This window comes from Planococcus sp. CPCC 101016 (genome assembly GCF_007859295.1).
Classification (GTDB): Bacteria; Bacillota; Bacilli; order Bacillales_A; family Planococcaceae; genus Planococcus.
Map to the genome: position 1 here is coordinate 1656759 of NZ_VOHB01000002.1, position 14373 is coordinate 1671131.

The following is a 14373-nucleotide window of genomic DNA, read 5'->3' on the forward strand; positions in this document are numbered from 1 at the left end:
ATTTAACGAACGAATCTAAACATTTAAACAGGAGAGAAGAGGCTGGTCTATAAGGGTCTCTTCTTTTTCTTTTTGTTCGTAAGAGTGTACTTTTACGAACGCTCGTCAATATAAAAAGCTTTAAAAGACACTCGCGACAATTCGATACTAGTTCGCCAAGTATCCCGAAATTTCCCAACCTCCTAAAAATACTTTTATTTTAAAATCCAAGTTAAGCTTAAGGTGATACAATACAAAAAAAGTAGGTGGGGAATTAAATATGAGACTATTCAATAATATAGATTTAGCAAGAGAAATAGAAAACATTAAAATAAAAGGAACAAAAGAATATATTGTTAATCGGAAAAAAATATCTCCCATATATACTGGAGATTATTTGGCGCTGCATGGAAAAGGTTATGTTTTTAGCATGGAGAAATACTTTTTTAGTGTAGGCTTTGGATTAAAAGAGGAAGTTTCATCATCTGACATTAAACTTATAGAAAACTTTGTGCTTAACAAGAATATATTGCCATGTCCTCGTGTGCATTTTGAGGTGACTCCATATAGTGATCCGCTATTTCTGACAATAATTCAGGAAAAAGGCTATACGCTTGATCACTTTTTATCAGTTTGGGTACTTGATTTAGAGGCGTGGGCACCAACCGATACCAGTTTTAAGAGCGATGAAGTTTCAATTATAAGAGTAGCGACAAATCAAGCGTATGAATGGGCAAAAACGGTGGCATCAGGTATTGCCGAAGATAATACTGCAACAGAAGATTCTATAGAATCGATAAGGTGTTTTTTTAATGTCCCTGATACCGAAGCTTTTTTATTAAAGGATAATGACCAAAGTGTCGCAGGTGGCTTTTTAATGCTGAACGGTCAGCTTGGAGAATTGTTTCTCACCAGTACGATCCATTCTCATAGAGGCATGGGATATCAGAATTTACTGATTGAAGAAAGAATAAAATATGCAAAATCCAGAGGATGCACGTATTTGACAGTCACTACAAAACCTAATAACACCTCAGCAAGAAACATGGAGAGGAATGGTTTTAAATTAGGATATAACAAAGCAATTATGAAAAGTCCTTTGTTGAACTCTGCGAAGCATGAGGGTGAATTCAATTAAGTAAAACACAAATCACAACTTCCAAATAATTACTCATAAAAGAGGTTACATCTCAGAAATTACAGGAAGGAGAGGAGTATTAAATTTAGCTTCTTCCTTCTTGTGGTGGTTTAAGTGTACTTTTACGAACGCTTTTCTGCTCAGATTTATTTAGCTTTCATTTTGCTCTGTTGGTATATTCAAGTGGAGTGGGGAATCCTGCCAGACGGCGACTTAACCGATAAGGACTACAAGGAATGCGGAAGCCTACTGCGCGAATTAACTGATTTTGGACTGAGAAAATACAGGAGCCGTCCTGACTTCTTATGGACTTTTGGATACATGATCTCTTTGTTTCCTGAAGTTTTTGTCGATTCACATGATGAAGAGGCAGAAATGAAAGGGATAGAGATGTAACTTAATATGAACTAAGCTACATTTAAAACTAAGAAAATAAAGGCGATGAAAGCATGAAATGGGAAGATAAATAATTGCAGAGAAAGCATTAAAATGCCTGCTTATCGGAAGTCAAATTGATGGAGTTAGATTTGGTTCAGGACCAGGAATGATTTACATCTATTTTGCTCATTATTCTGACCAAGATCCGGGAATCATATGACTTCTGATTGAAAACAAAAAAGTGGCCGTATTTGCCAATCTGGAGCAATTGAAAATGGCTTCCAAAGAAAATTTGAAAGAACTGGACGATAAAGAATCGTTTCAGCTGTTTTTGGAAAACAGAAGAGAAAAAGTGAAAGTCGTTTGGTTAGGGTCCGAATCTCCAAATTTATGTATATTGCTCGAATCCGGAAAAGTGTTATATGTAAATGGAGAAGATGAAAACTATGAATGCTGGCAAATTGGAGACGGTTACGGCTATGTAGCAAATGAATGGTTAGTTGTTGCTGTACCAGGAAATGCAATAGCTGTATGGAGTCCTGAAGAGTTAATATGAGGCTTCTTATGATAAGAAAAAACTAGATGGAACATTATACTAATTAAGTTACATTTAAAAAAGCCAGACAAGGGGTTTTGCCCTTAGCCTGGTCTATATCGTTACTCTTCATTATTCTCATTTATCGTGGAGGAACTTACGTTTAAAAGCCCTATTAGCAATGAAAGGCTTTTTGTGTGCAGGCACCGGCAATAGAGTAAGACACGTAGTGTAATCTACGAGAACGTGGTGCTTTGCAAGGACATCAGTTGGCTTTATCCGCGTGGATTTTTTCATAGAGTGCCTTGGCTGCTTCATCGACAGACGTATAATGGTTGATCTGTTGAGTGGCACTGGATATCACTTCGAGTATGAATGTATCTTTTATACAGTTCACCCGTAGAACCTCTCCCTCGCCAACCGTGAAAGAATGGCTGATGGAAGAAGTGTTGAAATCACACGAAAGTTGCAAAAGATTCTTAATGTGTTCGTACTTCATCCTAATCGCGCTCTTTCTGTTTGTGACTTAGTGGTTTCATCTCAATATGCTATGAGATGTCGATATATAAATTTTACCCTTTTCAAGGGGTCTTTAATCAAAAAAACTCCTGAAGACTCAGGAGTTTAGGGTCAAATCATGAGAAGCGATAAACTCCCCGATATAATTAGCTGTTTCTTCAATTGAATCGTTTTGAATAACCTCTTGCGTTTGGGAATTGGTAATTTCGAATGTGTATGTTCCGATTAAACAACGAATGGACAGGCTGGTGCCGTCTTCGGCCGTAAAGACTTGGTTGATTTTAACCGTATTGTATCTATGCATCGTTTCAAGAAAAACCATAATGCCGTTGTTTTTCATATGCGGAATCTCCTTTCCTATTATGGAAAGTGACTAAGAAAAGTCGGGAAGAATCCATCTGCTTATTGATGGTAAGCATAACACAAAAGTATAGTGCTTGATAACTATATAGTTTTTTCTACTTAGTTATCTGTTTACAATTCCATTAACATTGCAACTTAATGCACGGTTACTGCCTATGGATTGTGGTGAGCTTTCCGAGGAGCCTTTCCAAGAAGTGTTAGAGTCTTGTAAATGTGGAACCACAGACGGTGGTGGAACCATGCTACGGCCAACAGGTGAAATGGAGTTTTCCGATATAGAAATACTTCTTAAAGACAATAATGTAGAAAATGTTAATAAACTATTACAAATTATCGATATAATTGGCGTACCAAGGGGTTCTTTTCTGAGAGCGGATGGTTTCGAACAATCTGTTGGAACGCTTGAAGGTTTAGCACTTTATTTAAACGGGACAGAATTGTCAGAAGAAGTGTATCAAAACAGTGATATAAATTGTGTGATTGAAAGATTTGACAAAGGGCTCGATGGTTCTGGGTGTTTTTAAAGCCATTGGGAAGGCCCAGAAAATACAGCTTTGTATTTTTACGGCAGTTCATTTGAAGAAATGAGGCAAAGAATGACTTCTTTTCTATCCGAATATCCACTTTGCCAAAAGTGTAGACTAGAACAAATTGCATAATAAATAAAATCATCTTAGTCAACTAATGATTGTGCTATTTTAACAAGTAAATTTATTAAACAAGAACTTCCCTAAATTAGGCAGTTTTATTTTTTATAAGTATTATCAACATTAAGCTTTAACAGAGCAAAGAGATAAAAATGGTAAACGGCACTTCTCGCATAACGGAATCTTAATAAGAAATATCTTTAGGCCATCACTGCTGCAGGTACAGGTTCTGGATATGGAACGCCACTTGGAAGTGCAAGAAGTGGTGAACTGGAACAGGCACTGCCCTAAGATCTATTAACTATTAAATAAGCAATGCGTACAAGAAGTTCATTCTTGTGCGTTTTTTTTTTCGGATAAATCTAAAAATAAGGATTTAGGGAGAGCAATTATATTTGAAGTAGTTACACATTAACTAGTGTTCTAGTAGATGAAGAATCTGATCATTTTACTGGTTGATACATACATATCTCCTGTTTTATTAAAATGGTAAAAGTTATACATACGTATAACTTTTAATTAAAATTTGTTGAAAAAGCTTAATTAACAGTATTTCTGGCGAATATTTTAAAGAAAATAGAATACAAAACATTGTTAAATTTTTTGTTGCAATATGTAAGCGCTTGCTTTATGATAAACGTACGTACAAATTAGAAAATTCTAAATATTCAGTAAAGGAGTTGGTAAATCTCGCTACTCATATATAACTTTGAAGATTATGGTTTTTACCACTCGCAAAACTAGAAATTTGTTTCAGGCGGAATTTACAAGCCAGTATTTTATTAAATTTTAAATAAAAACTCAACACACAAACAAAAAGGGGGAAATGAAATGAAAACTTTGTTCAAATCGAAATTATTCTTATTGTTGGCTATTTCGGTAATGCTGCTATTAACGGGATGTGGATCAGATACAACCACAGGGTCCAGTGAGGCAAACGCAGGTTCAGGTGGATCTGACAAACTGACGATCGGGTTTTCACAAGTGGGGGCTGAAAGTGAATGGAGAACAGCTAATACAGAATCAGTTAAAAGTGCCATTACAGATGCAGGGCATGAATTGAAGTTTTCGGATGCTCAGCAAAAACAAGAAAACCAATTGAAAGCAATTCGCGATTTCATCGCACAGGATGTAGATGCAATCGTATTTTCCCCAGTAGTGGAAACGGGCTTTGAAACGGTTTTGCAGGAAGCTAAAACTGCAGGCATTCCGGTATTCTTGGCTGACCGTGCAGTGGATATTCAAGACGATTCACTTTGGACATCGTTTATCGGATCGGATTTCGTTGAAGAAGGACGTAAAGCTGGCAATTGGCTCGTTGAAGAATACAAAGATATAGAAGGCGATGTAAATATCGTGGAATTGCAAGGGACGGTCGGATCTGCTCCAGCAATCGACCGCAAAGAAGGATTTGAAGAAGTATTGGCTGACCACCCTAAATTTAAAATCATCAAAACTCAAACCGGTGATTTTACAAGATCTAAAGGGAAAGAAGTTATGGAAGCATTCTTAAAAGATAAGGGAGAAGATATCGATGTTTTATTCTCTCATAATGATGACATGGCTATCGGAGCAATTCAGGCGATTGAAGAATTTGGTTTAGCACCTGCTGAAGACATTACCATTATCGGTGTCGATGGTGTCAAAGGGGCGTTCGAAGCAATGGCTGATGGGAAAATGAATGTGACAGTGGAATGTAATCCGTTGTTCGGAGAGCAGCTTGTTGAAATCATTGAGACACATTTGGCTGGTGAAGAAGTGGAAAAACGCATTGCAGTAGAAGAGGGCGTTTACACAATGGATCAGGCGGAAGAGCTATTGCCGGAACGTAAATATTGATAAATAAAGACTAAGGAATGGAGCTGTTTCAATTTCAGAGCAATGTTATGTTATCTGGCCACTAACTAACATAATGTGTCTGAGGTTGAGGCGGCTCTGTTTTATTTGTAGCCATAAAACGGGAGGGTGGAAATATGGAAACTAAACAGCCGGTAGTAGAGATGAAGGGAATTACAAAAACGTTTCCAGGTGTAAAAGCTTTGTCAAATGTTGATTTAAGACTATATGCAGGGGAAGTTCATGCTTTGATGGGCGAAAATGGCGCCGGTAAATCCACTTTAGTGAAGGTTTTAACCGGAGTCTACCCATATGATGAAGGAATTACCGAGCTCGAAGGACGCGAGTTTAAAGTGGACACACCATTGGAAGCTCAGGAAATGGGAATAAGTACAGTGTATCAAGAAGTAAACTTATGCTCCAATCTATCGGTAGTTGAAAACATTTTTATCGGTCGTGAAATCATGAAAGGAGGGAAAATCGATTGGAAAGAAATGAATCAGCGTGCAGTGGAAGTATTGGCACGACTGCATTTGAATATAGATGTTTCAAAACAATTGTCTTCTTTTTCAGTCGCAATCCAGCAAATGGTGGCAATAGCCCGTGCGCTGAATGTTTCTGCGAAAGTACTTATTCTAGATGAACCGACTTCAAGTTTGGATGCAAACGAAGTAAAGCAATTGTTTGCCATAATGGAGAAACTCAGAGATGAAGGACTTGCACTTATTTTTATTAGCCACTTTCTTGATCAAGTTTATGAGATATCAGACCGCATTACTGTTTTAAGAAATGGGGAGTGCATCGGGGAATACATGACGGCAGATCTTCCTAGGCTAGAACTGGTTTCTAAAATGATCGGTAAAGAACTCAATAATTTTGAGTCGATTGCACAAAAAAATGAAGAAAAAGAAGACGATGGAGACGTATTGCTAGAGGCAGAAAAAGTTTTTAAAAAAGGAAGTATACAAGCTTTTAACTTGAAAATTCGCCGCGGCGAAATAGTGGGTCTCGCTGGTTTATTGGGATCTGGAAGAACTGAACTGGCCCGTCTGTTATTTGGTGCTGACAAAGCAGATAGTGGAAAAATCACATTCAAAGGACGCAAAGTGGCGCTTTCATCTCCGCAAAAAGCCATTTCAAATGGAATAGCCTTCAGCTCTGAGAACAGAAAAAAGGAAGGAATCATTGCGGATTTGACGATTCGGGAAAACATGATGCTGGCCATACAGGCAAGAAAAGGTTGGTTTAACTACATTTCCAAGAAGAAGCAAAATGTCATTGTGAAAACGTACATTGACTTGCTGAATATCAACCCGCCCAATCCTGAACAGTTGATCAAAAATCTAAGTGGTGGAAATCAGCAAAAAGTACTTTTGGCAAGGTGGCTGATTACGAATCCGGAGTTGCTGATACTGGATGAACCGACACGAGGAATCGACATTGGCGCTAAAGGTGAAATTCAAAAATTGATGCTTAAGTTAAGTGAAGAAGGGATGTCCATCGTCTTTATTTCAGCAGAATTGGAAGAGATACTCAGAACCTGCCAAAAAATTGTAGTCATGAGAGATCATGAAAAAGTCGCGGAAATTCAAAACGATACAAATGTGACACAGCAAAGCATTATGAAGAAAATGGCCGGAGGGATGTGACATGATGAAATCCAAATTATTCTGGCCGATCATCGTATTGGTCAGCATCTTATGCATCAATTTGTTTTTCGACCCAAGTTTTTTCTCGATCGAAGTCAGAGGCGGCCATTTCACCGGAAGTCTTGTGGACATCGCAAATCGCGTAACTCCTCTGCTGTTGATTTCAATTGGAATGACACTCGTTATTGCAACAAAAGGCATCGATTTGTCGGTGGGTTCAATAGTTGCCATGTCTGGCGCTATGGCAGCATTCGTCGTCGGACGACCTGGAATTTCTGACGATAGCCTGGCTCCGTTATTTTTGGCTATTGCCCTTTCGATCGGTTTGGCTCTATTGGTAGGATTATGGAATGGTGCTTTAGTTTCCCGTGTCGGAGTTCAGCCCATTGTGGCAACTTTAATCTTGATGATCGCTGGACGCGGAATAGCTCAATTGATTACAAATGGTCAGATTACGACAATCTACTATGAACCGTACGCGTTTATAGGGGCTGGATATTTGTTTATGGTGCCTTTTTCAATCTACATAGCAGCAGCTGTATTTATTCTGGCTGTTCTGCTAACCCGAAAAACAGCAATCGGTTTATTTATTGAATCGGTTGGAGCGAATCCTGAAGCCAGCCGTTTAGCAGGACTCAATTCAAAAAATATTATTTTGATGGTTTATGTATTTTCAGGTTTATGTGCCGGCATCGGCGGCCTTATCTTAAGTTCGAATGTAGCAGCAGCAGATGGCAATAACGCAGGGCTTTATTACGAGTTGGATGCGATATTAGCAGTTGTGATTGGTGGAACCACACTTATGGGTGGGCGATTCTTCCTCATGGGCACTGTCATTGGCGCATTGATCATTCAATCTTTGACTACTACGATTTATTCGATTGGCATACCTCCAGAAGTTAATCTGGTTGTCAAAGCGGTTGTCGTATTGATCGTTTGTCTTCTCCAGTCTCCGGAATTTAGAAAGAAATTCACACGAGTGCTTACATTCAAAAAAATGACTAAAAAAGAGGGAGTGGCTCAGCCGTGAAATCATTAAAATTAAAATCTCAACACGTGCCTGTGATGGTCACTCTTATCTTATTTTTGACAATGTTTGCTTTTGGGGCTTTGCGCTACGATAACTTTTTTTCAACTCAGGTATTCTTGAATTTGTTTGTTAATAATGCTTTTTTAATCATCGCAGCAGTAGGAATGACATTTGTTATTATATCAGGTGGAATTGATCTGTCAGTCGGATCAGTCATTGCTTTGACCAGTATGGTAGCTGCGTCTCTTTTACAAGATGGCCAATTTTCAGCTTTAACAGTCATTCCTATTTCTTTACTGGTCGGAACGACGCTTGGATTTATTATGGGTTGTGTTATACATTTCTTTAATCTTCAGCCATTCATCGTAACGCTGGCAGGCCTGTTTTTAGCAAGAGGGCTGGCATACTTGGTCAGCATTGAAACAATTTCCATCAATAATCCATTCTTCAGTTATATGGCGAGTGCGAGAATTCCTATTCTTGACGGATTTATCTCAATCAGTGTAATTATTTCTCTGATTGTTGTTGCTCTTGGTATTTTTATTGCCAAGTCAACCAAATTCGGGCGAAACATCTACGCAATCGGCGGCAACGAGCAATCGGCTGTTTTGATGGGATTGCCGGTAGGACGGACGAAAATTTTAATTTACACATTAAGCGGTTTTTGTGCATCTCTTGCAGGATTGGTCTTTACGTTTTATATGCTGTCTGGTTATGCCCTGCATGCCAATGGGCTGGAACTGGATGTCATTGCGGCAGTTGTAATTGGCGGTACTTTGCTGACAGGTGGAATGGGCTATGTGGCAGGCAGTGTGTTCGGGGTTCTTATTTTAGGGATCATCCAGACAATTATTGTGTTTGAAGGGACCCTTAGTTCGTGGTGGACGAAAATCGCAGTAGGTGTTTTATTGCTGGCATTCATTGTTTTCCAACGCGTATTCATTACGTTAAGTGAAAATAAGAATACGATAAAACCTTCTGGAACGAATGAACAAGAAGCGTTGAAACTTAAATCTGGCGTTAAACCTGGAACAACAGCTGGAAGAGGATAGAACAAGTGGCTAGAATGAATAGTAGAAGTGGATAAATGTAATTTATATATTGAATATGGTATGTTAAACATATACGAATAAGTTTGCAGATTCCATTTATTCTCTAGTGAATTGAGGTAAGAACTATGACAACCAAATACAATATGGTGAAACAAGCTATTAAAGCCAAAATTTTAGATGGAGTTTACAAAACAAATGAGAAAATAAGTTCCGAAAGCGAAATGATGAAAGAGTTCGGAGTCAGTCGACATACAGTAAGGTTGGCAGTCGGTGATCTGGTTACAACGGGCTGGCTCTATCGCCAACAGGGATCAGGAACGTTTTGTGCAGATAGAAGCATGTTTGAAACAAACCAAAATAATGGTCCTCAGAAGAGAATTGCCATTGTCACGACTTATTTATCAGATTATATTTTCCCTTCCATTATCAGAGGCGCAGAAACAAAGCTCAGTGAAGAAGGGTATCAAGTGAGCATCTTTAGTACAAACAATGATCATATTATGGAACGGGCTGTATTGGAGAAAATTCTTTCCCAAGGGTTTGATGGCGTCATTGTTGAGCCCACAAAAAGTGCGTATTCAAATCCGAATATCTCTTTTTATTTAAACTTAGAGCAGCTTTCCATTCCCTATATAATGATCAATGCGTTCTATGATGAATTAGAGCCGATCAATATTGTAATGGATGATGAGAAGAGTGGGTATCTCCAAACCGATCACTTGATTAAATTAGGTCATAGAAACATAATCGGTTGTTTTAAAACAGACGATACCCAAGGTGTAAAACGAATGAAAGGATTTTTGAAAGCCCACCGGCAAAATAAAATTCCAATTGTTCCTTCGCATATTATCACTTATAACACAGAGGAAAAATATTCAAAACCCCTTGCCTCATTGGAGAAAATTCTAGACGCAAGCGGTGATTCCATAACTGGTTTAGTTTGTTACAATGATGAACTGGCTATGCAGTTATTGGAGTTGCTCCGGATCAGGGGTCTGCGGGTTCCAGAAGACATTTCAATTGTTGGCCATGACGACTCATTATTGGCGGAAATATCAGAAGTGAAGCTGACTTCTGTGGTACATCCGCAAAGTGAGATGGGCGAACTGGCTGCCAGTGCGATTGTGGATTTGATTGAATCGAAAAATAGAAAAACGGATAGTTTTAGTGCGAGTTCAAAAGTTTATGAACCAAAACTCATTGTCAGAAGCTCGACTAAAGATTTGAATTCTGTTGAGTCTCTTGCATAAGCAGCCAACTCTCATTCACTTATTAATATGAAAATAGTCCACAGGACAGAAACAAAACAAGTCATTGCCAGTATAAAAATCTATATGATTCTATGTAGTACCTAAACACAGCCAACGGATGATTACGATGGCTGTGTTTTTTACGAGCAAACATTAGTGAGATAATCTTGCATCTTTTCTGTAAAACTGTAAGATATTTATATTTTGTAACCTTGAATTATATAGTTTATAAGAAAAATCGTATGAAGAGCTAATATAAAAGGAAGAGGACACGCCCTAAATAGAGCATACTCTCTTCCTTCGATATTTATAAAAATTCATTGGCCGATTATACAAAATATGCAGCTTAAAAGGCATTTAGGCAAAGATCAGTATGCACATTCATTGGACAATGAAACTTTACTTTTGTAATTTGTATCCTATTTTGTTCAGCGCTGATTCAATATCCGTAACGTATTCTGTCTGCAGGTCTGATAAATGATTGCGAACTTCCTGAATTTTTACTAGCCATGGGGGAAGTCCAGTCATCATTACTTGTATTCCCATAATACTCAGTCCCAATACTAGATTCTTTAACACATCCGGAAATCGGTTTTCTAGTAGGGCGAGCTGTGATAAATCAATGATAAAAGAATGAATACTCTTTTCAGCTGCATAATGCAAAGTGTCTTCCATAATTTTTTGCGAGCGTTCTTCATTAATATTTCCTTGCAAAGACAAAATAGCCAAACCTTTTTTGATAGGAATGATTGGCACACTCAGCAATTCGATATCCGCGATGGTATTGTCCAAGTGAATTATGTATGACAAGACCTCAGCCATTTGTTTTAAAAAATGAATGTTCTCGTCGGTGAAATTTCTTTCTTCCTTATCCATTACACATAAGGTGCCGAAGACATTTCCATAAAAGTCGCGAAGGGTTACTCCTAAAAATCCTTTAACCTCGAGTTGATCTGTTACTTCCAGATCTTTTGTTAAATTGAAGCGGCCTAAATTATTTGTATACATTGCTTCTTTTTCGCTTTCGAGAATCAGCCGGCAGTAAGTACCATCATAGTCGACTTCATATCCTTCTGGGATAATATAGTGATCTTTATTGAATGAACTAATAACTCTCATAGCTTTAGGTTCGCGCTGAGTTACGTAAGCAGTATTGACATCCAGCTCATCGCTTATTACTTGAAACAGTTTATATGAAACGGTCTTTAATGAATCGTGGGTGGATGTTGTCTTCTTTTCTTGCATCTTTTTCTCCTCCCTAACGGATGTCAACAAGAACTTATGCTTAAGTTCTTGACTTTTAAGGCCATTTGAAGGTGCATATGTTGAGCGTGTATAGCTTAGAATTACGTTTTCATACAACTAGTAAAGCATTACAATTGTATACAAATCTAGATATACAATGCGTAATTCAATCTTCGAAATACCTCTACTTTTAACCCTATATGATATAAAGAAGATCAGCAACCGTTAGGTAATAAAGATTTTTAAAAAATAAAAAAAGCGGCAAAATCAGCCGCCCCCTCATTATTTTCTCATCCAATGTTGAAATTCAGCTGCCTTAAAATTATAAATAGGTTTTAATACGGATTGAATATCGATAGTGTCTTTCGTGTTATCTATAATTTCCTGCATCGTTTTATAAGCGAAAGGTGATTCATCGATTGTGTCCTGAGTAACGCTTGTGGTATAGACATCTCTCATGGTATCTGTAAAATCATTCAGTTGCAGGAGCTGTTTGGCTTTTGTTCTGGAAAGAATACGGCCAGCTCCGTGTGGACCAGATTGATTCCAATCGTCGTTGCCCTTGCCTTTGGCAAGTAGGGAACCATCGCGCATATTAATGGGAATCAGCACCATTTCGTCTTTTCTGGCCGATATTGCGCCTTTTCGCAAAATCATATATTCCAGATCAATATAATTATGGACGGTATCGATCCGGCCAACTTCCTTAAAAGCCATTGCTTCAAGGAGAACTTGAACCATGGCAGCACGATTCCATTTGGCGTAATCTTGAGCGATTTGCAAGTCGTTGAAATAATTTTCCATAAGAGAGCCAGTTAGATAGGCAAGATCATGTGGAACAATCGGCTGTGTGGATTTAAAAGACTTTATCGCGTCCTGTATTTCTTTATGCCGTCCTTCTTTCTTCAAATGAGCAATTAGTTTATCCAGTTCTTCTTTATCAGTGGATAAGCTCTCAATAGCTTTCTTTTGGTGGTAATTTGCTACTTTAGCTCCGAGATGACGGCTTCCGCTATGGATGACCAAAAACAATCGCCCATCTTCGGTTCTATTCATTTCTATAAAATGGTTGCCTCCTCCAAGCGTACCGAGGGAAAGGACGGCTGTATCTTTTGAAAAATTGGAAAGTACATTCTCTAACTTTATATTTTTCGCGAATTCATGCGCAGTCGTTCGAATAGATTGACCAGAAGGAACTAATGCACGAACAGCCGTATCCAACTTTGCAAAATCGATATCCTGCTTTTGAACTTCCACACAAAGCATTCCACAGCCAATATCAACTCCGACCAAATTTGGCACAACGCGGTCAATCACCCTCATAGTCGTGCCAATAACCGCACCTTTTCCGGCGTGGCAGTCTGGCATGATGCGAACATGTGCCTGTTTAGTCAATTCTTCATTTAAGAACTCTTCGATCTGTGATATCGTCATTTCGTCAATATTGTTTGTAAACACTTTTGCATCGCTGTATTTCCCCTTTATAACTTTCAAACTCACCATTCTCCCTTGTGTCTTAAATTTTCTCTAAATGAATTAACAGAATCTAAAGCTAAATTTATCAGGATTGAACCGAACTGTGTAAAAAAATGGATGAATTTCCATCTTGCGTTCAAATTTTAAGAATCACAGTTCAATTGTACTAGGAACTTTCAATTAATAATCATCGATTCTACATTTGGGTTAGGAAAATTTTAGAAAGTGAAAATTTCGTTTGTAGTCCAGAGTTTACGGGTTTATGTAATTTGAAAAATTGAAACTGCATGTTCGAATAAGATTAAAATAGAACCTGAATATACAGAAACTATTTGATTGAATATACTGAGTGTAATTAACAAAGTTTTAAAGAAGGATCTAGCCATTATTTGAAGTCATTAGTTCCTAAGCTGAAAACAGGTATTAATTAAAGATGTGAATATATGCTGATTTCTTTAAGGTCATTGTTTTTAAAGAAATAAATTAAGGTTTATCCATATGAATGGAGGAGCACTAGTGAATGAATTGGAATATAAGAACTTCTATGAGACTGTTGGTAAGGTGAATGGTTGGGATTTTAGCCAAGTACAAGTTTCTCTTGGTGAACCAGCTTGGGATTTCGGCGAAGAAGTGAAGAAAAGAAGCAACAAAACCGATATGTTGTTGGACATTGGTACTGGCGGAGGAGAGGGGCTTCTGACGATTTCCCCTTCTATACTTCTTGCAGTCGGAATCGATTCATCAAGCAGTATGGTGGAATCAGGACAACAAAATCTTAAAAAATCGGTTCAAAGAAATGTGCGTTTTATTGAAATGTCTGCTGAGAATTTACAGTTTCCAGAAGGTTTTTTTGATATAGTCATCAGTCGCCATGCTCCTTTCAATTCTGTAGAAGTGGCTAAAGTTTTAAAAAGTGACGGCATATTTATAACTCAGCAAGTAAGCGAAGACGATAAACTAAACATTAAAAATGCATTTGGACGTGGCCAATCTGTTGGTGAGAATGATGGCGCCTTAAAAGAAATATACATAAAAGAATTAAAAAAAGCTGGATTTGCTCATGTACAAGCTTACGATGACAACGTTAAGGAGTATTATCAAAGAACCGAAGATATTTTGTTTTTGCTTCAGCATACGCAGATCATACCTAATTTTGGTTGTGAGAAAGAAGACTTTGCCTTGTTGAAAAAGTTTATTGCAGCCAACCAAACAGCCAAAGGCATTTGTACAAATTCAAAACGGTTTTTGCTGATAGCGCGGAAATTGTAAAGTGAAC

Annotated in this window: 14 protein-coding genes; 10 read left to right on the forward strand and 4 right to left on the reverse strand. The window is 37.9% G+C overall.

Going from position 1 to position 14373, the window contains the following annotated elements; genetic code table 11:
* Positions 1-259: 259 nt before the first annotated feature.
* From FQV26_RS07730 to FQV26_RS18985, 3 genes are all read left to right on the forward strand, one after another.
* Complete coding sequence (locus tag FQV26_RS07730; RefSeq protein WP_146556913.1) at positions 260-1117, forward strand: GNAT family N-acetyltransferase; 858 nt, start codon at positions 260-262, stop codon at positions 1115-1117.
* Positions 1118-1231: 114 nt separating this feature from the next.
* Entirely contained in the window at positions 1232-1513 is a 282-nt protein-coding gene (locus tag FQV26_RS07735) for a hypothetical protein (RefSeq protein ID WP_146556914.1), read from the forward strand.
* Positions 1514-1769: 256 nt separating this feature from the next.
* Complete coding sequence (locus FQV26_RS18985) at positions 1770-2051, forward strand: hypothetical protein (RefSeq protein WP_261384278.1); 282 nt, start codon at positions 1770-1772, stop codon at positions 2049-2051.
* Between the two features lie 244 nt (positions 2052-2295).
* Here the strand turns inward: FQV26_RS18985 and FQV26_RS18990 are convergent, their stop codons facing one another.
* Together FQV26_RS18990 and FQV26_RS07745 are read right to left on the reverse strand one after the other, a co-directional pair.
* Positions 2296-2427: a hypothetical protein gene (locus tag FQV26_RS18990; protein ID WP_261384279.1), complete on the reverse strand. Its 132-nt coding sequence runs from the start codon at positions 2425-2427 to the stop codon at positions 2296-2298.
* Between the two features lie 219 nt (positions 2428-2646).
* Positions 2647-2889, reverse strand: a complete 243-nt coding sequence (locus FQV26_RS07745) for a hypothetical protein (RefSeq protein ID WP_146556915.1) — start codon at positions 2887-2889, stop codon at positions 2647-2649.
* A gap of 178 nt (positions 2890-3067) precedes the next feature.
* On the opposite strand from FQV26_RS07745, the gene FQV26_RS07750 reads away from it, so the two are divergent.
* The 6 genes from FQV26_RS07750 to FQV26_RS07775 all read left to right on the forward strand — a co-directional run bounded on the left by FQV26_RS07750 (position 3068) and on the right by FQV26_RS07775 (position 10376).
* Positions 3068-3436, forward strand: coding sequence for a hypothetical protein (locus tag FQV26_RS07750; protein ID WP_222433893.1), 369 nt, complete (start codon positions 3068-3070; stop codon positions 3434-3436).
* Positions 3437-4390: 954 nt separating this feature from the next.
* Positions 4391-5398 carry an ABC transporter substrate-binding protein gene (locus FQV26_RS07755; protein ID WP_146556916.1) on the forward strand — a complete coding sequence of 336 codons (1008 nt, stop codon included), beginning with the start codon at positions 4391-4393 and terminating at the stop codon, positions 5396-5398.
* A gap of 134 nt (positions 5399-5532) precedes the next feature.
* Positions 5533-7044, forward strand: coding sequence for a sugar ABC transporter ATP-binding protein (locus FQV26_RS07760; RefSeq protein WP_146556917.1), 1512 nt, complete (start codon positions 5533-5535; stop codon positions 7042-7044).
* 1 nt (position 7045) lies between these two features.
* Positions 7046-8074 carry an ABC transporter permease gene (locus FQV26_RS07765; RefSeq protein WP_222433894.1) on the forward strand — a complete coding sequence of 343 codons (1029 nt, stop codon included), beginning with the start codon at positions 7046-7048 and terminating at the stop codon, positions 8072-8074.
* Positions 8071-9126: a galactofuranose ABC transporter, permease protein YjfF gene (gene yjfF / locus FQV26_RS07770; RefSeq protein WP_146556918.1), complete on the forward strand. Its 1056-nt coding sequence runs from the start codon at positions 8071-8073 to the stop codon at positions 9124-9126. The genes FQV26_RS07765 and yjfF overlap by 4 nt, the downstream gene beginning before the upstream one ends.
* Positions 9127-9251: 125 nt before the next feature.
* Positions 9252-10376, forward strand: a complete 1125-nt coding sequence (locus FQV26_RS07775; protein ID WP_146556919.1) for a GntR family transcriptional regulator — start codon at positions 9252-9254, stop codon at positions 10374-10376.
* A gap of 399 nt (positions 10377-10775) precedes the next feature.
* Here FQV26_RS07775 and FQV26_RS07780 read toward each other — a convergent pair whose 3' ends face one another.
* The gene (locus tag FQV26_RS07780) at positions 10776-11621 is read right to left on the reverse strand and encodes a GAF domain-containing protein (protein WP_146556920.1); all 846 of its coding nucleotides are present in this window, start codon (positions 11619-11621) and stop codon (positions 10776-10778) included.
* Between the two features lie 282 nt (positions 11622-11903).
* A complete protein-coding gene (locus tag FQV26_RS07785; protein ID WP_397430683.1) occupies positions 11904-13124 on the reverse strand; it encodes an RtcB family protein in 1221 nt (406 codons plus the stop codon).
* 489 nt (positions 13125-13613) lie between these two features.
* Between FQV26_RS07785 and FQV26_RS07790 the strand changes: the two genes are divergently transcribed.
* Complete coding sequence (locus FQV26_RS07790; protein WP_146556922.1) at positions 13614-14366, forward strand: class I SAM-dependent methyltransferase; 753 nt, start codon at positions 13614-13616, stop codon at positions 14364-14366.
* Positions 14367-14373: the final 7 nt, after the last annotated feature.